Origin of the sequence: Methylobacter tundripaludum, from assembly GCF_002934365.1 — a bacterium.
Taxonomy (GTDB): domain Bacteria; phylum Pseudomonadota; class Gammaproteobacteria; order Methylococcales; family Methylomonadaceae; genus Methylobacter_A; species Methylobacter_A tundripaludum_A.
The window spans coordinates 20,669-42,016 of the sequence record NZ_PTIY01000005.1 but is presented as its reverse complement, the minus strand read 5'-3'; the positions used below and the strand labels follow the sequence as shown (position 1 = coordinate 42,016).

Here is a 21,348-nt window from a genome sequence, read left to right as displayed (position 1 = left end):
GGTTTTTATGAATGAATCATCCCTATCGGCTGCACCTAAAACCGGCCTAGCGGGCTTAAAAGAAAACTGGCTTGGCGATTTACAATCAGGATTCCTGGTCTTTCTGATCGCTTTGCCGCTGTGCCTGGGCATATCCGTGGCTTCAGGTTTTCCGCCGTCGGCCGGCATTATCACGGCGATTATCGGCGGGGTATTGGTATCGCGTATCAGCGGCTCGTACTTGACCATCAACGGCCCGGCCGCCGGGCTGATTGTGGTGGTTTTGGCGGCGGTACAAGCGTTGGGCGAAGGCGATGCGATGGCCGGTTACCGTTATACCCTGGCGGCGATTGTGGTGGCCAGCGTTTTACAGGTTCTGATGGGGGTGTTTAAACTGGGACAACTCAGCTCATTTTTCCCCACCTCGGTGGTGCATGGAATGCTGGCGGCGATCGGCATTATTATCATCGCCACGCAAACCCACGTCATGCTCGGCGTAACGCCGGAGTCCGGCAACCTGTTTTCGGTTATCGCGCAGATTCCGCACAGTTTGCTTGGCATGAATGCGGAAATCGGCCTGATCAGCTTCTTAGGTTTACTCGTACTCGTTATTTGGCCGTTCATCGGCAGCAAGATTCCCGCTCCGATCATTGTCGTGCTGGTGGGGGTCGTATTTGCCTGGCATTTTAACCTGGCTCAGGATGCGGCTGTTGGCGGGGCGAAATTCCTGGTGTCTATTTCCGAAGACTTTTCGGCCGACTTTTATTTTCCCGATTTTTCCAAGCTGTTCAGCCTAGCTTTTTGGGAAGCCGTGTTCAGCATCAGCCTAGTCGGCAGTCTTGAAAGCTTGCTGAGCACGACGGCGATAGACAAGCTCGATCCTTGCAAGCGCTCTTCCGATCTTGACCGCGATTTAACGGCAGTCGGGCTGGGTAATATCGTTGCCGGTTTCATTGGCGGCTTGCCGATGATCGCCGAAATTGTGCGCAGTTCGGAGAATGTCAATAACGGCGCCAAAACAACGTGGTCCAATTTCTTTCACGGCTTGTTCTTGTTGGTGTTTGTGGTTCTGTTTCCAGGCCTTATCAACAGCATTCCGTTAGCCTCTTTGGCCGCATTGCTGGTTTACACCGGCTATCGTTTGGCTTCGCCTGAAACCTTTTACCGGGTAAAAGAGGTCGGCAAGGAACAATTGTTTATATTTGTGGTCACGATTATCGGCGTATTGGCGACAGACTTGCTGGTCGGCGTCGCTTTGGGAATTGTTGTAAAACTTGCGATTAATCTGGTCAGGGGCGTTTGGCCCAACAACTTGTTCAAGATTCACTTTACTGTCCAGCGACAAGATAACGATACGCTGGTTATCAAGCTATTGGGTTCGGCGCTGTTTTCGAATTTCCTGCCGCTGAAAAAAGCGCTGAACCAGTTGGAAAAAGGCAAAACGATTATTTTCGATTTTACAGACGGCTACATGATCGATCATACCGTTATGGAGTTTATCCATGACTTCAAGCGGAACTATGAGGCTCAGGGCGGCCAATGCAGGAAAGTCGGCAAAGCCTTGGAAACGTTTTCAGACCATGCGCTCGCAGCGAGACTGATGACTCCTGATGATAGAAAACAATTGTAGATTTCGGTTGGGTTGTCGTAACCCGGCCTTTGGAGAGTGAGAATTTTATGATCCTTATATCCGCTTATTGTGCGGTACTGTTAAGCTTTGCGTCCGGCTTGCTGGCGTTGCTGATGAATCGGCGGGACATGCTGTTAGCCGTAAAGCGGTACGCTGTTAAGACATTCTTTAAAGCCGGGCATGGCCCGGATTGGCTTGGTAAAAATCTTGAAGAACAGCGTTTTCCGCCTTTTCTAAGATTCTCGGTGTTTGTTTTACTGGGTTTGTCCGGTGTGTTCGCGGTATTGGCCGGGTTGGGTGTACTGATCGGCAAAACGGTTATTACCGACCAGATCAGTTTGGGGTTGCCCTGGCTGCCCTGGCATGTGCGTTTTGACAGTTTGTCCGGCTTCTTCTTTCTAATTATCGGTATCGCTGTGAGCGCAGTCAGCCTTTACGGGCCCGGCTACGCGAACAGTTACGACGAAAACCGACATCCTTTTGCGGTTCTGGGCTTATTTACCGGACTGTTTGTTGCCGGGATGTTGCTGGTGCTGCTGGCCGATGATGCGTTCTTTTTCATGATCGCCTGGGAGTTGATGTCGGTCGCCAGTTATTTCCTGGTCGCGTTCCAACATGAAAATCCGGCCAATCGCCGCGCCGCTTTTATCTATTTATTGATGGCGGAAGTCGGCGCCCTGGCCATTATTCTGGGCTTTGGCGTACTGGCCGCTTTTTCCGACGGCTTTACCTTCGACGCCTTGCGTGAGGCGAAGCTGTCGACAACCTGGGCCGGCATCGCCTTTATGCTGGCGCTGCTGGGATTCGGCATGAAAGCCGGGATTGTCCCGGTGCATGTCTGGTTGCCGGAAGCGCATCCGGTTGCGCCTTCTCATATTTCCGCGTTGATGAGCGGAGTGATGCTTAAAGTCGCAGTCTACGGGCTGATCCGTTTTTGCTTCGATTTACTCGGCGAGGTGCATTGGCAATGGGGCGTGGTGTTGTTGGTATTGGGCGCCGTATCGGCGCTGGGCGGCATCTTGTATGCGATGATGCAACCCAATTTAAAGCGGCTTTTGGCCTACAGTTCGGTCGAAAACATCGGCATTATTTTTATGGTGCTGGGGCTGTCGATGATCTTCATGGCCAACGGCCATCCGCAACTGGCGGCGCTGGGTTTTTTGGCGGCGTTGCTTCATGCCTTCAATCATGCGCTGTTCAAGAATCTGCTGTTTCTGGGCGCGGGCATTATTCACCATCAAACCCATCAGCTAAACATCGACATGATGGGCGGGCTGATTAACAAGATGCCGAAAACCAGCATGCTGTTTTTGATCGGCTGTATGAGTATTTCGTCATTACCTTTGTTCAACGGTTTTGTTTCGGAATGGCTGGCTTTTCAGACCGCATTGCAGGTCGATGTGCTCGACAACGGCGTGTTGCGCAGCTTGATACCGGTCGCCGCCGCGGCATTAGCGCTGACCGCGGCATTGGCGGCCGCCTGTTTTGTCAAGGTATTCGGCTTGATCTTCTTGGGACTGCCCCGTTCGCAGCATTGTGAGAAAGCGCACGAGATTCAGGATAAAGGCATGCTGGCCGGGCCTTCTTTGCTGGCCGGTTTGTGTTTTTTGTTCGGCATTTTCCCCGGCTTGATTATCGGCCTGATCAATAATGTCGCCGGGCAATTGTTAGGCGAAACCCTGCCGAATGATGCGGCTTTAAGCTGGTTGTGGCTGGCGCCGGTTTCCAGTCAGCAAGCGTCTTACGCCCCGCCTTTGGTTTTGATCGGTGCGCTGATTGCCGGCTGCATCAGTTTTTGGTACTTGCGGCGCAATCCCGCAACGGCGTTGCGTACCGCCGAAACCTGGGATTGCGGTTTTGGCGGTTTGACATCGAAAATGCAATACACCAGCAGCGCTTTTACGATGCCGTTCCGGCGTATTTTCCGCAGCGTCTGGATTATTGACGAACGGATAGAAAAAGACATGCAAGGCGCGATGAACCAGGATGTGGCGGCGGTTCATTATCACTTGGAGGTTCAGGATCATAGTTGGCCGCGTTTATATGAACCGATTGAACACGCGGTAAACCGTTTAGCCAAACTGGTCGGGCGCATTCAAACCGGAAATATCCGGGTTTATCTGGGTTATTCGTTTGTGACCTTAATTATTATGTTATGGGTGATCAGCTGATGAACTGGTTAATCGCTATTTTACAAACCACGCTGTTTGTCGCGCTGGCGCCGTTATTGGCGGGGTGGGTCAAGTGCTGCAAATGCCGGTTGCAAAACCGTAAAGCGCCGTCCTTATTCCAGCCTTACCGGGACTTAATTAAATTAACCAATAAACAGCCGGTAGTCTCGGAACAGGCCTCATGGCTGTTTATCAAAGCGCCGTACATTATCTTTTCGGCAACCGTGCTGGCGGCGACGGTTGTGCCGCTGATTGCGGTCGATTTGCCGACTTCGGCCAGCGCCGATGTGATTGTGATGGTGGGTTTTTTCGCGTTCGCCCGATTTTTCCTGGCGCTGGCGGGCCTCGACGTCGGCACCGCATTCGGCGGTATGGGTTCTTCGCGGGAAATGACCATCTCATCGCTGGCGGAACCTGCGATGTTGATGGCTGTTTTTACACTGACCATGACCGCCTCAACGACCAATTTATCGTTCGCTATCAGCCATGTACTCAATGAAGGCTTGGTTTTGCGGCCTTCGTTTGTATTCGCGTTAGCAGCCCTGGTACTGGTCGCCGTCGCTGAAACCGGGCGCATTCCGGTGGATAATCCGGCGACGCATCTGGAGCTGACCATGATTCATGAAGCGATGATTCTCGAATACAGCGGCCGTCATCTGGCGCTGATCGAGTGGGCGAGTCAGTTGAAGCTGATGCTGTACGGCGTACTGATCGCCAATATCTTTCTCCCCTGGGGCATCGCCGATACCCTGGGCGCTCAAGCCTTAGGCTACGGCCTGCTGGCTATCATCGCTAAGCTTGCGGTGTTGTCGATATTCCTGGCGATAGCGGAGACGCTGTTTGCCAAAATGCGCCTGTTCCGGGTGCAGGAATATTTGAGTTTCGCTTATTTGTTGGGGTTATTGGGGATGTTGAGCCACATCATTTTGGAGGCGGCGCGATGAAGAAGGCAAAAGGCAAAGGACGAAAGGCGAAAACCGAGCATCAAATCCGGCCTTTAGCCTTTCGTCCTTTGCCCTTCGCCTTTTTGGAATCTTACTCATGAACATTGAACAATTGGATTTTTATACCCAGGCTATTTTATCGATGGCCGCATTGGTCGGACTGACATCATTCCTTATGCTAGGGCAGGGAAGGTTGCTGCGGCTGATCTTTGTGTTTGCGTTGCAGGGCTTTTTATTAACCCTGACCACGGCGGTGGCGGCATACAGCCTGAATAACAATCATCTGTATATTTCCGCGGTGCTGACTCTGGTGCTGAAAGTGATTTTTATCCCGTGGATGTTAAGGCGGCAGGTTTTGCAAATGAATATGCATCGCGATATTGAAGCCTTAAAAAACAACACCGCCGTGATGATGGGCGGAGCCAGTCTGATGGTGTTCAGTTATTACGTGCTGCATCCTGTTGTGCAATCCTCATCGGTCGTCATGCTGAATGCGTTGGCGGTCAGTCTTTCGGTCATGCTGCTGGGCATGTTGCTGATGATTTCACACCGGCAGGCTATCGCTCATGTGGTCGGCTTTATGTCGATAGAAAACGGTTTGTTTTTCGCGGCCATCGTCGCCACCAACGGCATGCCGATGGTCGTTGAGCTGGGCGTTGCGTTCGACGTATTGGTGGCTGCGGTGCTGTTCGGCATTTTTTTCCTGCATATACGCACCAGTATCGACTCGCTGGATGTCGATCTGTTAAACAAGTTAAACGAGGTGGATAAATGATCGCCGCTTATTTGGTCTTACTGATACCCTTGGTCGGCATATTCTATTTTGCGCTGGCAGGGCACAGGACGGACAGCGGCAAGCTCAATGTCCGGTTCAACGGCGTCTGTTTATTGGCGACTGTCTGGCTGGCAATCAACGTGCTCAATCAAGGCACGATCATCTCGTCGGGCAAAGCTTTTTTAATCGATCCGTTTAATGTGTATCTGATTGTGTTGACGGCTTTCGTCGGCTTCACCACGTCGATATTTTCCTCGCCCTATATGGCGCATGAAAAGGAAATCGGCAAGCTCACCGACAACCGCTTGAAACTGTACCACTCGATGTTCCAGGGTTTTATGCTGGCCATGTATCTGGTGTTGACGACCAATAACATGGGCATCATGTGGGTGGCGATGGAAGGCGCAACGCTGGCAACCGTGTTGCTGGTCAGTTTGTACCGCACGCCGGAGTCTATCGAGGCGGCGTGGAAGTACTTTATTCTCTGCGGCGTGGGCATTGCCCAAGCCCTGTTCGGCACCATCTTGCTGTATTACGCGGCGGTGCAGATCGGCGACGGGGAAAACGCCTTGCTGTGGTCGGTGCTTTACGAAAACGCCGATAAATTAAACCCGGAAATTCTTGAAATCGCCTTCGTTTTCTTGCTGATCGGTTACGGTACAAAAATCGGTTTGGTACCTTTGCATAACTGGTTGCCCGATGCCCATTCCGAAGGCCCGACGCCGATGTCTGCTGTGTTATCGGGATTACTGTTAAACGACGCCCTGTACGCCGTGGTGCGCAATAAAATGCTGGTCGATGGCGCCGCGCATTCCAGTATGGCGGGTTACCTGATGATGGGCTTCGGCATGCTGTCGTTTCTGGTGGCCGCGATACTGCTGCACCGGCAGAAAGATATTAAACGATTGTTCAGTTACTCGTCCATCGAGCACATGGGGCTGATGACGTTTGCGTTCGGCATCGGCGGCCCCTTGGCCACGTTTGCCGCGTTGCTGCACATGACCGTACATTCGCTAACCAAGTCGGCCATCTTTGTGACGGTAGGCCATGCGGCGCAGCTTGCCGGAACCCAGCGTATAGAACAGATCCGCGGCTTGATTAAAACCCAGCCCAAGATCGGTTGGGGGCTGTTGATCGGTACTATTTCGATTGCCGGATTTCCGCCGTTCGGCGTGTTTACCAGCGAGTTTCTGGTGCTGCTGGCGACCATGCACAGTTATCCCTGGTTGGCGCCGTTGCTGTTGCTGGGTATCGGCATCGCCTTTGCGGGACTGTTCAGGCATATACAACCGATGGTTTACGGCGACAGCCCCGAAGGTCAAAAACCGATTACAGCCAACTTATGGCCGGTCACGATACATCTGGCCTTGGTGCTATGGCTGGGGCTGGCCATCCCCGGCTTCTTGGCGCACTGGTTTTCACAAGCGACACTGTTAATCTCCGGGAGCACGCCGTTATGAGTTCTTCAAACTGGACTGCGGATTTTCTAAGCCGCTTAAGTGCCGACATAAGGGTTGACCGTATCGACGTACCTTCAATTACGCTGTGGCAAATCGAAAGCCGCACATGGCGGCGATTTGCAGAATTGGCCCAGCAGCAAAACCTGCGTTGGGCCGCCGGATGGGCGGAACAGCTTGATAAGCAATTCTTCGTCAATAGCTGTTTTGAAAAACAAGGCGAGTATGTCCTGCTGCGCACGATCATTGACGAGACCAACCCGGAGCTGCCGAGCCAAGCCACGGTCTATCCTGCGGCCAACCGCAGCGAGCGGCATACGCAAGACCTATTCGGGATTAAATTTGTCGGACATCCCGATAACCGGCGTTGGACGCGGCATCAAGCCTGGATCGAAAACAGCTATCCGTTACGGAAAGACTTTCCTGTTCAGGGTGCGCCGGTAGGCGTCACGCCGCCAGATATGCATTATCCGTTCATCAAATCCCACGGCGCGGGCGTTTATGAAATTCCGGTAGGTCCTGTGCATGCAGGCATCATCGAGCCCGGACATTTCAGGTTTCAGGCCGTCGGAGAACTTATCCTGAATTTGGAAGAACGTTTGGGTTATGTGCATAAAGGCATAGAGAAAATCGCCGAAGGCAGAACGCCCGAGTCTTTAGCCAAGCTCGCCGGACGCGTCTCCGGCGATACCACGGTCGGACATTGCTGGGCCGCCTGCATGGCTATGGAACAGGCGGCGGGCGTTGAAATACCGCCCCGCGCGGCTTTGATACGCGGCATTCTGGCCGAACGGGAACGCGTCGCCAACCACATGGGCGATATCGGCGCAATCTGTAATGATGTCGCTTTTGTATTCGCGCAAATGCAGTTCACCCGTTTGCGCGAACTTTGGCTGCGCACCAATGCGACGGTGTTCGGCCATCGGCTGTTGATGGATAAAATCGTTCCCGGCGGCGTTGCCTGCGACTTGCCGGATGCATCCTGTAGTTTAATCAAGAAGGAAATAGACGAATTAAGAACCGAACTGACGGAAGTCATACTGGCTATGGATCTTAATTCATCGCTGGAAGACCGGCTGTACACGGCCGGTTTTTTGTCCGAACAAACCGCTACGGCTTTTGGCGTCGTGGGTTACGTCGGACGGGCCAGCGGCCAGGATAGGGATGTGCGCCGCGATGCGCCTTATGCGCCTTATGATCGGGTAACGGTTAAAGTCGCACTGGAAAATCAGGGCGATATTGCCTCCAGAGTATGGATTAGGTACAAGGAAATCAGGACGGCTTTGCGGCTGATAGAAAACTTTATCGACAAGCTGGCAACCGGTGAACTACGCAGCGAATGGCGAACGCCTGAGGCGGGCAGTGAAGGCCTTGGCATTGTCGAGGGTTGGCGAGGCGAGATTATCAGCCACATTCGCTTTGACGCCGACAATAAAATCGCCCGTTTTTATCCGCGCGATCCCAGCCAATTGAACTGGCCCGCGTTGGAAAAGCTGGTATTGAATAATATCGTGCCGGATTTTCCCGTGTGCAACAAATCCCTGAACGGCTCTTATTCAGGCAATGATCTATAGGACCGGAAAATGCTGAGACTTTTTAAAAAAATCCTGACCACGGGTATTGTCACCGAACGGATTAGCATGCGTTCCCACGCAGAGCGTGGGAACGAGGACGAGCTGGAGGCTTTGGGCATTCAGATCAAACGACACATAGACAAGCGGTTTTCCGGCAGCATTGCGATAAGGCAGGTCGATGCGGGCTCCTGTAACGGCTGCGAACTGGAGATTCACGCGCTGAATAATTCCTTTTACGATATTGAGCGTTTCGGCGTTCATTTTGTCGCCTCGCCAAGACACGCCGACGTGCTGTTGGTCACCGGGCCGGTATCAAGACACATGCAAACCGCCCTGCTGCGCACTTATGAAGCGACGCCCAACCCGAAATGGGTGGTTGCTGCCGGTGATTGCGCGGCCTGCGGCGGCGAATTCGGCGTGTCTTACGCCAGTTGCGGCACGGTATCCAATGTCATTCCGGTCGATGCGGTGATTCCCGGCTGCCCGCCTACGCCAGTGGCGTTGATGAAGGGATTGCTGGGATTGATGACCGTTGAAAAATGAAAAAAAACGCATTGCGCTGGTTCCCAAGCTCTGGCTTGGTAACCCAGTTAGCGAAGCTCCAGCTTCGCGATGAGCGCTCCGCGTGGGAAGCATAAGCGGACGTTGTTTTTGGCGAGCTTCCAAGGCGACAGTATTGGGACTTTAGGCTCCCATTAAAACCATAGTAGGAAAGCGATATGATCAAGAAAAAAATGCAGCTAGGGGGAATCGCCGCCGTGATGGTGGGTTCTGTCAGCATGCCCGCTATGGCCGGTGACTTGCTTGAGGATGCCGGCAGCTGGATGCAAATCGTGGGCGAGGGCAGCCTGAAAGTCGTGGATCCAAAACTGGAAAAAGGACGACTCTGGCTGGAAGGCCAATCCCGATTCGACGACAACTGGAATCATTGGAATCAAGGTATGGTTCGCGCCGCAGTGGGTTATTCGCTCAGTGATCGGGCAACCATCTGGGCAGGCTACACATGGCTGCCTACACAAAATAGCGGGAAGAGTTATGTTTCCCAACAAGATGTCTGGCCGGCGTTTCGCTATGTCCTGCCCACCAGTGTCGGAACTTTTACTTTTAGGACTCTATTCGAAAGCAACTACCTAAATGGCAATGACGTTCGTTTCCGCCCGCGTCAGATGCTGCGATTCATGCATCCTTTAGCGTTCGAGCCGCGTTTGAGCCTGATTACCTGGGACGAGTTTTTCATCAGGGTTAACTCAACCCAATTCGGCGGCCAGTCCGGTTTCGATCAGAACCGCGCGTTTGCAGGATTGGGTTGGACCTTTAATAAAAGCTTCCGGGCTGAAGCCGGTTATCTGAACCAGTATCTGGATGATGCGACACACACCAATAACACCATGCATCACTTGATTATGGGATCGTTGTTTATCAACTTTTAATAGCGACGCTACAAATCATGTTTTTTTAAGCGGCAAAGCCGGCTTTGCAACTCCCAAAAAACAAGCTGGAGTGCAAAGCCGGCTTTGTAAATTTGCCCAGATAATTTGTCAGTCGTTATTTTTTATTTTCATAATCATGGATCAGTTGTTCCATGGCTTTTTTATCGTTTAAGCACCGTCCTATTCGGGTAACCACCATCGCATCATAATGACGGCACAAGACGGATTCCGTAGGCCGAGGGGGAACAATCGATTCGATCATCGTGCATAAATGGGTCATATAATGCCGTTTCAGTATTGAATCTTCAGGAAGGCTAACGGCTTCAGGCTTTGCAGGCAGCTCACTAACGCCAGTGGGCTTATTGGCGGGTTGTGGTTCGAGGGAAGCAGAAGCAATCGCTGTATCGGTGATTTGATCATTTATAGCGGTAGGGAAAGCATTCGCTTCAACATCACTTGCGGGTTGTTGCTCCGTCACCGCATCGGTTATTTGCCCATTGACAGCTGTAGGTATAGCGCTCACTAAGGGGTTGCTTTCCAATTTAACTTCCGGGTGTTGATTTTCCTGCTTTGGAGCTTTAGGTTTGTCGGCGAGCGTTTCTTTTGATGAACAGGCTGAGCATTTTTTTCGTTTTTTTAAGAAAATCAGTACGGCTATCAATAAAACAATAACGACTGCAATTTCAACTGTGTTCATAGCTGCTCTCCCGTTTTTAATAAGTAATTGGATGCTTAAAGCATCTTGTTATTTAACATTATTTCCAAGCAAAAAACTATCACGAATTGGCGGCGACAGGGCGTCTACTAACATATCATGCAAGTGATGAAACCAATCCGCCGCGGATAAAAACAGGTGATTCAACCCCGTCAAGAACGGTAAACTATTACGCGAAATCATCATCACATTAATCTGAACAGGAACATGAATTTTGAACGTAACGCTGTCAACCATACTGCTGCTGTGCGGCAGCAATGTCTTCATGACGTTTGCATGGTACTCCCATTTGAAAGATCTGAACAACAAGCCGTGGTTTATTGCCGCGCTGCTGAGCTGGGGGATCGCATTTTTTGAATATGCCTTGCAGGTACCCGCCAACCGAATCGGTTATTCGGTCATGAATGTCGGGCAGCTTAAAGTGCTCCAGGAAATGATCGCTTTGTCGGTATTTGTTCCGTTCTCGGTTTTGTATCTGAAAGAACAGTTAAAGCTCGATTATTTGTGGGCGGGCTTTTGCCTGATCGGTGCGGCCTATTTTATTTTCAGGACAAAATAATACTGCGGGAGCGCCGGAATTCCGATCCGCCGCTCCCTGATAGGCGCAGTTATAAAGCGTAATCCAGCAAGCTGATGCACACCCAGCCAAAGCCTATCGTAGTGACGATAAAGCTGACAGCCGAGTAAAGCCTCCAGGCCGTTTTCTCCCAAAAGCTCGGATCAAATGCAGCAACAACAAAGACACAGGGATTCGTTATGCCGCCGATCACCACCAGCCAACAGGCGGTAACGGATAACGGCACCTTGACCGCGTAAAACCCCAGGCAGAACAACGCCATTAAGGCAAAATCGATATGCGCCCTGATCAAGGTTTTATAGTCCGTAAGGAATTCGCCATCAATGCCTTTAACGGGAAACCATCGCGCAAAAGTCATCAGCCAGGCCGAAGCCAAAACGGCAAAAATCATCAGTACGGCGCCAATTAATAATATTTCCATCGTGTTGTCTCATTTATTGTAGTTATAAAAAATATACAGACCGGTCGGTATATTGACATTGCAGTATACCGACCGGTATAGTCTCAATCAACCTGTTTTCTGCTGTTCTTATTATGACCTTAACTCTGCCGGAAAAAATCCTGCAAGCTGCATCGGAGCTGTTTTATAGCCAGGGCATTCGTGCGACCGGCGTCGATGCGATTGTCAAAGCGGCAAACACGACCAAGATGAGTCTCTATAAATATTTCCCGTCCAAGGACGATTTGGTGCTTGCCTTTCTGCGCAAGCGGGATGAGGACTTTCGAGTCTGGTTTGCCGGCCAGGTTGACGCTAAGGCGGATACGCCCAAGACTAAGTTACTGGCGATTTTTGACGTCATCGGCGAATGGATGGCGATTCCCGAATTTCGCGGTTGCGCCTTTATCAATGCCGCGGCTGAATTTCCGCTGGAGGGCAACCCCGTGCATCAGGTGTCCGCCGAGTTTTACGAACATTTCCGAAGCTATATTGCCGATCTCGCCGGGCAGTACGGTTCCAAATCCCCGGAAACACTGGCGCTGCAATTAAGCCTGCTGATCGAAGGCGCCATCGTCTCGGAGCAGATGAAACGCCATTCGGGCGCCGCCGGACAAGCCAAGCAAGCCGCCATTATTCTTATTGAAGGAAGTTCAAGCCACATTCCCGATATATCTTTGCCAACCAATGACTCCAGGAGGAGCGATGAGTGAATTTTTCCATGAAGGCAGCCGACAACTGCAAGACCGTTTTGAAACCCGGCCTATGGCAGACCGTCTGGTCGAGGCGATTGTCAGCAACAAGATCAGCCCGGAAGACAAGGCGTTTATCGAAGAACAGAACATGTTTTTCTTTGCCACAGTCGATGGGGAAGGGCGGCCCAATTGTTCTTACAAAGGCGGCAGCGTCGGTTTGGTCAGGGTTATCGACGAACAGACCCTGGCTTTTCCGCTTTACGACGGCAGCGGCATGTACTTGTCGGCCGGTAATGTATTGGTTAACCCGCATGTCGGCCTGTTATTCGTCGACTTTCAGCGGCAAGCCCGGCTTCGATTGAACGGCAGCGTTTTCATACTGGAGGACGATCCTTTAATGAACCACTGGCCCGAAGCGCAAATGGTGTTGCGGGTAACGGTGCGGGAAATGTTCCCCAACTGTCCGCGCTATATTCACAAAATGGCCCTGGTCGAAGAGTCGGCATTCGTACCCAAAGAACATTGCGAAACACCTGCGCCGGCCTGGAAACGTCTGGAAGCTGTAGCGGATGTATTGCCGCCCCGGGATGCGCATCTGGCCGGTAACGATCAGGATGCCGCCGCCGCGTTAAACCGAAACTAAAACGGTCACGGTTTATGGGTTGACCGGGTGAGGGGCGTGTCCAATGACCGGCACGTTTTTTTTGACCCGCTAAATTTATTCCAATACGCGCTTCGCATGCTGCGTAGAGTTGACAATCAAACGATTGATTGATATTGTAACAATCAATCGTTTGATTTATTTCTTGCAAACAACTCCCGAGGCAGCATGGGCACTAACGAAAATCCCGACACAGAAACTCACGACGCACGCAGCAGACTTGTAATGTCGGCGCTACGGCTGTTTGCCGAAAAAGGCTACAAGGCCGCCTCCACCCGGGAAATCTGTGAGGCGGCGGAAATCAATATTTCATCCATCCGCTACTACTTCGGCGATAAGGCGGGCCTTTATCGAGCGGCATTTACCGAACCGATGGGGGAAACGCCCTGCCATTCTGAGCTCCAGGCTTATGTCGGCTTGTCGCTGGACGAAGCGCTAGGCAAATTTTTCACCGAATTTCTCGAACCGCTGAAAAAAGGCGAGGAGATTTGGTTGGTCATGAAGTTGCACTTCCGGGAAATGATCGAGCCGACCGGAGCCTGGCAGCAGGTAATCGATACAGAGATTAAACCGCAACATGAAGTGTTGGTTTCGCTGCTCAAAAAGCATTTAGGATTGCAGCGGATTGATACCGATGTTCAGCGGTTGGCTTTCGCCATCGTCGGTATGGCCGTGCATTTTTATGTCGGGCAAGATGTTGTTTCGGCTATTGCGCCGCAGCTGTTGACCACCGCCAACGCAATTGATGTCCTGGCCGAACGTCTGGCCGGTTACGCCGTTTCGATGATCGAAGGGGAGGCCCGGCGTCGCGCACAGGGTGCTTTATGAGACATAAAAACCTGCAATCACTCAGCCTGAGCCTGCTGCCGTTGCTGCTTCCGGCATGCGGCTCCAGCGGTTTGCTGACCACGGTCGGCCCCGATTACCAAACCGAGCCGTTGAAAGCGGCGGCCAACTGGCAAGCTCCCCAGCCCGTTGCTCACCAGGGAGACCCGGCCGATCTTAACCGGTGGTGGGAGCGCTTTAACGATCCGGTTCTGAACCGCTTTTTAGCAGCCGCCGAACAAGAAAGCGCCTCCGTAGCCGATGCCGCCGCGCGCATTGAAAAAGCCAGGGCAAACCTCGTCGGCGCCGATGCCGCCTTATTGCCTAATATAGGCTCCAGCATAGAGGCCAAACGTTCCTCTTCGTCCTTCGGGAGCGATCCGTTCGTATGGAACCAATTCCCGGCCGGACTGCAATCCAGCTGGGAAATCGACTTGTTCGGCGGCTTGGCGCGTCAGGAGCAGGCGGCCCTCAGCCAGCTGGAATCGAAGAACGCAGCTTGGCACGACGCCCGCGTGTCGGTAGCGGCAGAAGTCGCCAATGCTCATCTGGCTTATCGTTATTGCGAAGGCCAAGTGCAAATAGTGCAGGCCGACACCGAGTCGCGCCGGGAATCGGCCAGGCTCTCGGAAATCGCAGGTAAAGCCGGATTCCGTGCGCCGGGCGACATCGCACTCGCCAATGCCAGCGCCGCCGAAGGCAATAGAACGCTGCTGCAACAACAAGCGCAATGCGAACGCTCGATCAAAGGTATCGTCGCAATGACCGGCTTACAAGAAACAGAGGTTCGTAAGTTATTAACCGGAGCACCGGACCGGGTCGCAAAATTGCCCAGTCCGCCGGCGTTCAGGATTGATTCCCTGCCTGCCCAAGTGCTGCTGCAACGGCCCGACATCGCCGCCGCCGAGCGCAATGTCGCGGAGGCCAGCGCCAATATCGGCGTCGAGCTGGCCAAACGGTTTCCTAAGTTGAGCCTGTCGGGAAACATCACGCCGACCTTGCAAAGCATTAACGGCTCGGCGCTTTTGCTCGCGGAAACCTGGGCGATCGGCCCGACGCTCAGCTTGCCGCTGTTCGATGCCGGCAAGCGGGCTGCCGATGTGGAAGCGGCGCGAGCCCAATACCAGGCTGCCGCAAGCAACTTTCGCAGCAAGGTGCGCACGGCGGTCAAAGAAGTGGAAGAAGCCTTGGTGCGATTAGATAGCGCCAGCCAACGCTTACCCCAAGGCCGCAACGCCGTCACCGGTTACCGGGCAAATTTTTTGGCTGTCCGTGAGCTGTACCAAGTCGGCTTAGGTAATTTGATTGATGTCGAAACATCAAGGCGTAACGTGCTGTCCGCCGAAATGGCGCTTAAAGAGATAGAGCAGGAGCGGGTCAGCGCCTGGATCGCGCTCTACCGCGCAGCCGGCGGCAGCTGGGAACAGCATGAGGATGCCCGGAAAGCTGGCCCAAGTTCCGCTGCTCCGAACAGCGGCGACCCCGAAAAAACAGATCACGTAAATCATCAAACCGATTTCACCGGAGGAAAATCATGATAAAAGGAAAAATAAACGCTGTGCTGGCAGTCTTAAGCGTACTGACCGGCGTTGGCTTCATCGCCGGGTGCAGTAACCAGTCTGCGGCCGACGATACAGCTTCCGCGCCCAAGCCCGCACTTAGCGTTACAGTAATTCAGCCGTCCATCCGCGATATTCCGATGACGTTGACCGCCAACGGTTCGATAGCGGCATGGCAGGAGGCCATTATTGGCGCTGAAGTAAGCGACTTGCACTTGACTGAAGTGAATGTGCAGGTGGGCGACGCCGTAAAGAAAGGGCAGGTACTGGCGGTTTTTTCTGACGAAACCGTTCTAGCCGATGTCGCCCAAAGCCGGGCCGCGCTGGCCGAAGCCGAGGCGAACCTGGCCGATGCCCGCGTTAACGCCGAACGGGCTCAACAAATCTCGGCTTCCGGGGCGCTCAGCAGCCAGCAGGTGAACCAATATCTGACCGGCGAAAAAACGGCTAACGCCAAGGTGCAGTCGGCCAAAGCACAGCTGGATTCGCAATTGTTGCGGCTGAAATACACCAAAGTTTTAGCCAGCGACGACGGCGTTATTTCTTCCCGCAGCGCCACCTTGGGGGCGATCGCTGCAAAGGGGCAGGAATTGTTTCGGATGATCCGGCAAAACCGGTTGGAATGGCGTGGCGAAGTCACTGCCGCTGAAATGGCGCAGCTCAAACCGGGCATGACGGTCAGCGTCGAGGTACCCAACGTTGGCAATATCAATGGCAAGATCCGCTCACTGGCGCCGACCCTGGATGTCCAGAGCCGCAACGGTCTGGCTTACGTTGATCTGCCCGACGCCGCCCGGCACGGCTTGCGCGCGGGAATGTTCGCCAGGGGTGAATTCGATATAGGCGTCAAGGCCGGTCTCACCGTGCCTCAGACTGCACTTTCCCTGCGGGAAGGTTTCAGCTATGTCTTCAAACTGGGTGAGCAGAACGGCGAACTGGTCAAGGTCTCCCAGGTCAAAGTTCAATTGGGCCGAAGAACCGATGACAGTTTGGAAATACTTTCGGGACTCAATCCCGAGGATCGTCTGGTAGCCGGCGGTTCTTCTTTCCTTGCCGATGGCGATAATGTGCAAGTGGTGCAGCCATGAACGTCTCCGCCTGGTGTATCCGCAACCCTATTCCGGCGATGATGCTGTTTGTGATGCTGAGTTTCGGCGGATTATTGAGTTTTCGGGCGATGAAGGTTCAGAACATGCCGGATCTGGATCTGCCCACGGTAACGGTCTCAGCATCATTACCCGGCGCCTCGCCCGCTCAACTGGAAACCGAGGTGGCGCGTAAAATCGAAAACGCTATCGCTACCTTGCAGGGCCTAAAGCACATCACGACCAAAATACAGGACGGCAGCGTCACCATTACTGTCGAGTTTCGACTGGAAAAGCCGGTACAGGAAGCGGTAGACGATGTACGCTCCGCCGTTACCAAAGTACGCACCGACTTGCCGGGCGATCTTCGCGATCCTGTCGTCAACAAACTGGATCTGGCGAGCTCGCCGATCTTGGCCATTACGGTCGCTTCCACGCAGCGCGATGATGAAGCGCTGTCCTGGTTTGTCGAGGATACCGTCGCCAAAAAACTGCTCAGTGTGCGTGGCGTGGGCCAGGTTAGCCGGGTTGGCGGCGTCAGCAGGGAAGTGACCATTGCTCTGGATCCGGTCAAGCTGCAATCGCTGGGTGCGACGGCTGCCGATATTTCCCGGCAGTTGCGCGCGATACAAAGAGAAAGCGCCGGCGGACGCACCAATCTGGGCAGCGGCGAGCAGCCGGTGCGTGCCTTGGCCAACGTTGCTTCAGTAGAAGAACTCCGTCCGCTGCAACTTTCTTTAGCGGACGGCCGCCACATTCGGCTCGACCAGGTCGCTACGATTGACGATACCGTAGCTGAACCTCGCGCTCTGGCTTTGCTCAACGGCAAGCCGGTGGTGGGATTTGAAGTCACTCGCAGCCGCGGCGCCAGCGACGTGGAGGTTGGCGCCGGCGTGCAAAAAGCGTTAGCGGAATTGCGCATGTCCAACCCGGATATAGAATTTACCGAAGCGTTCAATTTTGTCACCCCGGTGCAGGAAGAATTCCAGAATTCCATGACCATGCTTTATGAAGGCGCCTTGCTCGCCGTGTTGGTCGTATGGCTGTTTTTAAAGGATTGGCGGGCGACCTTCATCTCCGCTGTCGCCCTGCCGCTATCAATAATCCCGGCTTTTTTAGGCATGGACTATTTGGGCTTTTCCCTGAACGGGGTCACCTTGTTGGCGTTATCGTTGGTGGTCGGCATTCTGGTCGATGATGCGATCGTCGAAGTGGAAAACATCGTGCGCCATTTGCACATGGGTAAAACACCTTATCAGGCTGCGATGGAGGCCGCGGACGAAATCGGTTTGGCGGTGGTCGCTACCACGTTCGCCCTGGTTGCAGTATTCCTGCCCACGGCTTTCATGAGCGGGATTGCCGGGCGCTTCTTCAAGCAATTCGGCTGGACGGCGGCGCTGGCCGTTTTGGCTTCGTTGGTGGTGGCGCGGATGTTGACGCCGATGATGGCCGCTTATATGTTGAAAGACAGCGGCCACTCCGAGCCAGCCGAAGGGCGGATCATGCAAAACTATATGAAACTGGCGGCCTGGTGTTTGACCCATCGCCTGACCACGATAGCGGCGGCTGCGATATTTTTTATCGGCTCATTGTTTCTGATTCCATTGCTGCCCACGGGATTCATACCGCCGGATGACAATCCGCAGACCCAGGTTTTCGTCGAATTATCGCCCGGCGCCAGTCTTGCCCAAACCCAGGCTTCGGCGGAAGCCGCCCGCCAACTGGTGGCAAACGTACCTTATGTGAACTCGGTTTACACCACCATCGGCAGCGGTTCAGCCGGCGGCGACCCTTTTGCAGGCTCTCAAAGCGGTGAAGTGCGTAAAGCCACGTTGACAATTACGCTGGCTAACCGGCAAGATCGGCCCGTGCTTAAGCAAGTCATCGAGCAAAACATCCGGCAGGCGCTGCAAAACCTGCCCGGTGTGCGCACCAAAGTGGGGCTGGGCAGCTCGGGCGAGAAATACGTCTTGGTGCTCAGCGGCGACGATCCGCAGGCGTTAAGCGCCGCCGCCCGTAACGTGGAGCGTGATCTTCGGACCATCCCGGGACTCGGCAGCATCGCATCCAGTGCGTCGCTGGTAAGGCCGGAAATTGCGGTACGAACCGATTTTGCCCGTGCAGCCGATCTGGGCGTCACCACTGCGGCTATCGCAGAAACCCTGCGTATCGCCACGTTAGGGGATTACGACTGGTCTTTGCCCAAACTCAATCTGGCCCAACGTCAGGTGCCGGTGGTAGTGAAACTGTCCGCGGATGGGCGAAGCGATCTGTCGGTGTTGGAACGGCTTGCAGTTCCATCCGGCAAAGCTGGCTCCGGGGCAGTGATGGTAAGCCAAGTGGCCAATCTGGAGCTTTCCAGCGGGCCCGCAGTCATCGATCGTTATGATCGCTCGCGTAATATTAATTTTGAAGTTGAGCTATCCGGTTTGCCGTTAGGGGATGTGACTTCAGCAGTGCAAAACTTGCCGAGCATCAGCAATCTGCCGGCCGGAGTAAAGCGGATCAATATCGGTGACGCCGAAATGATGTCTGAGCTTTTCGCCAGTTTCGGCCTTGCCATGCTCACCGGCGTGTTGTGCATATTCATCGTACTGGTACTGCTGTTCAAAGAGTTTTTGCAGCCGATCACCATCTTGGCGGCGTTGCCGCTTTCTTTCGGCGGCGGTTTTGTCGCGCTGCTATTGACCGGAAAAGCATTTTCCATGCCATCCCTGATAGGCCTGATTATGCTGATGGGCATTGCCACCAAAAACTCCATATTGCTGGTCGAGTATGCCATTGTTGCACGGCGGGATCATGGCATGTCGCGAATGGACGCGCTGCTGGACTCCTGCCGGAAACGCGCCCGTCCTATCGTGATGACCACCATTGCGATGGGAGCCGGCATGTTGCCGATTGCGATCGGCGCGGGAAATGCGGATACATCTTTCCGCAGCCCTATGGCGGTCGCCGTAATCGGCGGCCTGGTGACCTCAACTTTTCTGAGCTTGTTGGTGATCCCGGTGGCTTATACCTATTTGGATGATTTCAATACTTGGATCAAGATGTTTTGGCGGCGCTATGCCGGCGCCAAGCCATCCGATGCAGGATTTTGAAGTTTTGAGCTACTGATTTAGAGCGCATTGATATAATGTTCAGCCTGTATGAAGCAGGACGGCTGGGGCCGCCACAGGCATGAGCGGTCGCGTAGTTTTTGCCGCTTGTTGTGCAGGGATGCGCATAAAAGCTTTCGCAAAAATAGCGACTCCCCGGTTGTCCCGCTATCCCGCTATCCCTCTGTTACTCTGGGTATCACTGGTTTGCAGTCGAAATATCTATTTTAAATTCATCAACAATATATTCAATAACACATTGAATAAAAAGTAGATTATCTCGGTTGCAAAACTCATGCTTAGTTCTTCATTAATAAGGGTAGAGCAAGCAGTCATGTCATCAGCCGCCATCCGGCAGGACAAAGCGTAGCGGGCGAGTCCCGATCTTTGCCCCTGTGACCTCGTCGATGGCCACCGGTTTAATTTCCTCTCCCGTTTCAGCATCCTGGATGCGCACCAACCGGCCACCACCGCGATACTGGTGCCCCCAGGCGCCAATCATGACGAGCACCGGCAGAAAGTCGCGGCCGGCGGCAGTCAACACATACTCCTCTCGCGGAGGGCGCTCCGAGTAGAGCCGTTTTTCCAGCATTCCTTCCTCCGTCAACATAGCCAGCCGCCGGGTCAGGATCGTCGGCGCGATGCCGAGACTTTTCCGAAACTGGTCGAAGCGAGTGAGGCCCAAATGTGCGTCCCGCAGAATCAATAAGCTCCACGCATCGCCCAGGAAAGCCAGGCTGCGCGCGATTGGGCAAGGGTCATCGCAAATATTTTTATCGTTCATACTCTTTTAGTAGTGACTTAGTATCAAATTGATAGTAACATTGGTTTCGAAATGATAGTAACACTTAGTCGGTAGACTATCCACCCCCAAGGAGATTTGACATGAGCAATAAAGAAATTGGTGTAGCCCTGATTACAGGTGCCTCTTCAGGCATTGGACTGGCAACGGCCAAGGCACTTCAGCAAGCGGGTTACCGCGTATTCGGAACCAGTCGCAGGGCGGTAGCAAGTGCCGATGGTATCACGATGCTGAGCTGCGACGTAACCGACGAAGTGTCGGTAAAGAGCGCGGTAGCCGAGGTCTTGAAACAGGCTGGGCGCATCGACTTGCTGGTTAACAATGCCGGCATCGGCCTTCTCGGCGGGGCGGAAGAGTCATCCACCGCGCAGGCCCAAGCCATGTTCGATGTGAACGTGTTCGGCATCACCCGCGTGACCAACGCCGTGTTGCCGACCATGCGCAGCCAAAGAAGAGGCAGAATCGTCAATATCAGCTCGGTCCTTGGGCTGATCCCATCGCCTTACAACGCGCTCTATGTCGCGACCAAGCATGCGGTTGAAGGCTATTCGGAATCGCTCGACCACGAACTGCGCACCTTCGGCATCCGGGTGGTGCTGGTTGAGCCAGGATTTACCCGGACCTCGTTCGAAGCAAGCATAACAAGGCCTGATCAGCCGCTTGCGGTCTATGACTCGGTGCGTGCTGGCATGGAAGTGTTCATGCGGAATGGGGTGAATGCAGGCGATGCCCCGGAAGTGGTGGCAGTTAGAGTGTTGAAAGCAGCGACCGCCGCAGCCCCCAGAAGGCGTTACGCCGCCGGAAAATTAGCGCATCAGATCAGCTTTATGCGCCGATTCCTACCCGAAAGCATCGTCGATAAGAACCTGCGCAAGATCAATAATTTGCCGGCCTGAGTGGCCAAAATAGCCCATGACTGGAGTGTGCAGGCTTCGCCT

19 protein-coding genes are annotated in these 21,348 nt (G+C 53.6%); 16 read left to right on the top strand and 3 right to left on the bottom strand.

What is annotated here, in order from left to right:
• Positions 1–7: 7 nt before the first annotated feature.
• The 8 genes from B0F88_RS07450 to B0F88_RS07415 all read left to right on the top strand — a co-directional run bounded on the left by B0F88_RS07450 (position 8) and on the right by B0F88_RS07415 (position 9,960).
• Positions 8–1,609: a SulP family inorganic anion transporter gene (locus B0F88_RS07450; protein WP_104423321.1), complete on the top strand. Its 1,602-nt coding sequence runs from the start codon at positions 8–10 to the stop codon at positions 1,607–1,609.
• A gap of 47 nt (positions 1,610–1,656) precedes the next feature.
• The gene (gene hyfB, locus B0F88_RS07445) at positions 1,657–3,780 is read left to right on the top strand and encodes a hydrogenase 4 subunit B (RefSeq protein WP_104423320.1); all 2,124 of its coding nucleotides are present in this window, start codon (positions 1,657–1,659) and stop codon (positions 3,778–3,780) included.
• The gene (locus B0F88_RS07440; RefSeq protein WP_104423319.1) at positions 3,780–4,724 is read left to right on the top strand and encodes a respiratory chain complex I subunit 1 family protein; all 945 of its coding nucleotides are present in this window, start codon (positions 3,780–3,782) and stop codon (positions 4,722–4,724) included. Before hyfB ends, B0F88_RS07440 begins: the two co-directional genes overlap by 1 nt.
• A gap of 97 nt (positions 4,725–4,821) precedes the next feature.
• The gene (locus B0F88_RS07435) at positions 4,822–5,499 is read left to right on the top strand and encodes a formate hydrogenlyase (RefSeq protein ID WP_104423318.1); all 678 of its coding nucleotides are present in this window, start codon (positions 4,822–4,824) and stop codon (positions 5,497–5,499) included.
• Positions 5,496–6,959 carry a hydrogenase 4 subunit F gene (locus B0F88_RS07430; protein ID WP_104423317.1) on the top strand — a complete coding sequence of 488 codons (1,464 nt, stop codon included), beginning with the start codon at positions 5,496–5,498 and terminating at the stop codon, positions 6,957–6,959. Before B0F88_RS07435 ends, B0F88_RS07430 begins: the two co-directional genes overlap by 4 nt.
• Positions 6,956–8,530, top strand: coding sequence for a hydrogenase large subunit (locus tag B0F88_RS07425; protein ID WP_104423316.1), 1,575 nt, complete (start codon positions 6,956–6,958; stop codon positions 8,528–8,530). Before B0F88_RS07430 ends, B0F88_RS07425 begins: the two co-directional genes overlap by 4 nt.
• Positions 8,531–8,539: 9 nt before the next feature.
• The gene (locus tag B0F88_RS07420) at positions 8,540–9,073 is read left to right on the top strand and encodes an NADH-quinone oxidoreductase subunit B family protein (protein WP_104423315.1); all 534 of its coding nucleotides are present in this window, start codon (positions 8,540–8,542) and stop codon (positions 9,071–9,073) included.
• Between the two features lie 176 nt (positions 9,074–9,249).
• Positions 9,250–9,960, top strand: a complete 711-nt coding sequence (locus tag B0F88_RS07415; protein WP_104423314.1) for a DUF2490 domain-containing protein — start codon at positions 9,250–9,252, stop codon at positions 9,958–9,960.
• 115 nt (positions 9,961–10,075) lie between these two features.
• Here B0F88_RS07415 and B0F88_RS07410 read toward each other — a convergent pair whose 3' ends face one another.
• Positions 10,076–10,657, bottom strand: coding sequence for a hypothetical protein (locus B0F88_RS07410; RefSeq protein ID WP_104423313.1), 582 nt, complete (start codon positions 10,655–10,657; stop codon positions 10,076–10,078).
• A gap of 232 nt (positions 10,658–10,889) precedes the next feature.
• Between B0F88_RS07410 and B0F88_RS07400 the strand changes: the two genes are divergently transcribed.
• Positions 10,890–11,234 carry a DMT family protein gene (locus B0F88_RS07400; protein ID WP_104423311.1) on the top strand — a complete coding sequence of 115 codons (345 nt, stop codon included), beginning with the start codon at positions 10,890–10,892 and terminating at the stop codon, positions 11,232–11,234.
• Positions 11,235–11,283: 49 nt separating this feature from the next.
• Here the strand turns inward: B0F88_RS07400 and B0F88_RS07395 are convergent, their stop codons facing one another.
• Positions 11,284–11,673 carry a hypothetical protein gene (locus B0F88_RS07395; protein WP_104423310.1) on the bottom strand — a complete coding sequence of 130 codons (390 nt, stop codon included), beginning with the start codon at positions 11,671–11,673 and terminating at the stop codon, positions 11,284–11,286.
• 113 nt (positions 11,674–11,786) lie between these two features.
• Here B0F88_RS07395 and B0F88_RS07390 point away from each other — a divergent pair, with 113 nt between their 5' ends.
• The 6 genes from B0F88_RS07390 (at position 11,787) to B0F88_RS07365 (ending at position 19,611) form a co-directional block, all read left to right on the top strand.
• Positions 11,787–12,401 carry a TetR/AcrR family transcriptional regulator gene (locus tag B0F88_RS07390; RefSeq protein ID WP_104423309.1) on the top strand — a complete coding sequence of 205 codons (615 nt, stop codon included), beginning with the start codon at positions 11,787–11,789 and terminating at the stop codon, positions 12,399–12,401.
• On the top strand, positions 12,394–13,026 hold the full coding sequence (locus B0F88_RS07385) for a pyridoxamine 5'-phosphate oxidase family protein (RefSeq protein ID WP_104423308.1): 633 nt from the start codon (positions 12,394–12,396) through the stop codon (positions 13,024–13,026). Before B0F88_RS07390 ends, B0F88_RS07385 begins: the two co-directional genes overlap by 8 nt.
• 186 nt (positions 13,027–13,212) lie before the next feature.
• Positions 13,213–13,872 (top strand): CerR family C-terminal domain-containing protein, encoded by a 660-nt coding sequence (locus tag B0F88_RS07380; RefSeq protein WP_104423307.1) that lies wholly within the window; start codon positions 13,213–13,215, stop codon positions 13,870–13,872.
• Complete coding sequence (locus tag B0F88_RS07375; protein WP_104423306.1) at positions 13,869–15,407, top strand: efflux transporter outer membrane subunit; 1,539 nt, start codon at positions 13,869–13,871, stop codon at positions 15,405–15,407. The genes B0F88_RS07380 and B0F88_RS07375 overlap by 4 nt, the downstream gene beginning before the upstream one ends.
• Positions 15,404–16,516, top strand: a complete 1,113-nt coding sequence (locus B0F88_RS07370; protein WP_104423305.1) for an efflux RND transporter periplasmic adaptor subunit — start codon at positions 15,404–15,406, stop codon at positions 16,514–16,516. Before B0F88_RS07375 ends, B0F88_RS07370 begins: the two co-directional genes overlap by 4 nt.
• The gene (locus B0F88_RS07365; RefSeq protein ID WP_104423304.1) at positions 16,513–19,611 is read left to right on the top strand and encodes an efflux RND transporter permease subunit; all 3,099 of its coding nucleotides are present in this window, start codon (positions 16,513–16,515) and stop codon (positions 19,609–19,611) included. The genes B0F88_RS07370 and B0F88_RS07365 overlap by 4 nt, the downstream gene beginning before the upstream one ends.
• A 337-nt stretch (positions 19,612–19,948) precedes the next feature.
• Here B0F88_RS07365 and B0F88_RS07360 read toward each other — a convergent pair whose 3' ends face one another.
• Positions 19,949–20,392 (bottom strand): winged helix-turn-helix transcriptional regulator, encoded by a 444-nt coding sequence (locus B0F88_RS07360; RefSeq protein ID WP_104423303.1) that lies wholly within the window; start codon positions 20,390–20,392, stop codon positions 19,949–19,951.
• 101 nt (positions 20,393–20,493) lie between these two features.
• Between B0F88_RS07360 and B0F88_RS07355 the strand changes: the two genes are divergently transcribed.
• The gene (locus B0F88_RS07355; protein WP_104423302.1) at positions 20,494–21,306 is read left to right on the top strand and encodes an oxidoreductase; all 813 of its coding nucleotides are present in this window, start codon (positions 20,494–20,496) and stop codon (positions 21,304–21,306) included.
• Positions 21,307–21,348 lie beyond the last annotated feature (42 nt).

Excerpts from the sequence above, each read along its gene's own strand:
- B0F88_RS07450 (WP_104423321.1), top strand. The coding sequence starts at position 8 with ATGAATGAATCATCCCTATCGGCTGCACCTAAAACCGGCCTAGCGGGC.
- hyfB (WP_104423320.1), top strand. The coding sequence starts at position 1,657 with ATGATCCTTATATCCGCTTATTGTGCGGTACTGTTAAGCTTTGCGTCC.
- B0F88_RS07440 (WP_104423319.1), top strand. The coding sequence starts at position 3,780 with ATGAACTGGTTAATCGCTATTTTACAAACCACGCTGTTTGTCGCGCTG.
- B0F88_RS07435 (WP_104423318.1), top strand. The coding sequence starts at position 4,822 with ATGAACATTGAACAATTGGATTTTTATACCCAGGCTATTTTATCGATG.
- B0F88_RS07430 (WP_104423317.1), top strand. The coding sequence starts at position 5,496 with ATGATCGCCGCTTATTTGGTCTTACTGATACCCTTGGTCGGCATATTC.
- B0F88_RS07425 (WP_104423316.1), top strand. The coding sequence starts at position 6,956 with ATGAGTTCTTCAAACTGGACTGCGGATTTTCTAAGCCGCTTAAGTGCC.
- B0F88_RS07420 (WP_104423315.1), top strand. The coding sequence starts at position 8,540 with ATGCTGAGACTTTTTAAAAAAATCCTGACCACGGGTATTGTCACCGAA.
- B0F88_RS07415 (WP_104423314.1), top strand. The coding sequence starts at position 9,250 with ATGATCAAGAAAAAAATGCAGCTAGGGGGAATCGCCGCCGTGATGGTG.
- B0F88_RS07410 (WP_104423313.1), bottom strand. The coding sequence starts at position 10,657 with ATGAACACAGTTGAAATTGCAGTCGTTATTGTTTTATTGATAGCCGTA.
- B0F88_RS07395 (WP_104423310.1), bottom strand. The coding sequence starts at position 11,673 with ATGGAAATATTATTAATTGGCGCCGTACTGATGATTTTTGCCGTTTTG.
- B0F88_RS07390 (WP_104423309.1), top strand. The coding sequence starts at position 11,787 with ATGACCTTAACTCTGCCGGAAAAAATCCTGCAAGCTGCATCGGAGCTG.
- B0F88_RS07385 (WP_104423308.1), top strand. The coding sequence starts at position 12,394 with ATGAGTGAATTTTTCCATGAAGGCAGCCGACAACTGCAAGACCGTTTT.
- B0F88_RS07380 (WP_104423307.1), top strand. The coding sequence starts at position 13,213 with ATGGGCACTAACGAAAATCCCGACACAGAAACTCACGACGCACGCAGC.
- B0F88_RS07375 (WP_104423306.1), top strand. The coding sequence starts at position 13,869 with ATGAGACATAAAAACCTGCAATCACTCAGCCTGAGCCTGCTGCCGTTG.
- B0F88_RS07370 (WP_104423305.1), top strand. The coding sequence starts at position 15,404 with ATGATAAAAGGAAAAATAAACGCTGTGCTGGCAGTCTTAAGCGTACTG.
- B0F88_RS07365 (WP_104423304.1), top strand. The coding sequence starts at position 16,513 with ATGAACGTCTCCGCCTGGTGTATCCGCAACCCTATTCCGGCGATGATG.
- B0F88_RS07360 (WP_104423303.1), bottom strand. The coding sequence starts at position 20,392 with ATGAACGATAAAAATATTTGCGATGACCCTTGCCCAATCGCGCGCAGC.
- B0F88_RS07355 (WP_104423302.1), top strand. The coding sequence starts at position 20,494 with ATGAGCAATAAAGAAATTGGTGTAGCCCTGATTACAGGTGCCTCTTCA.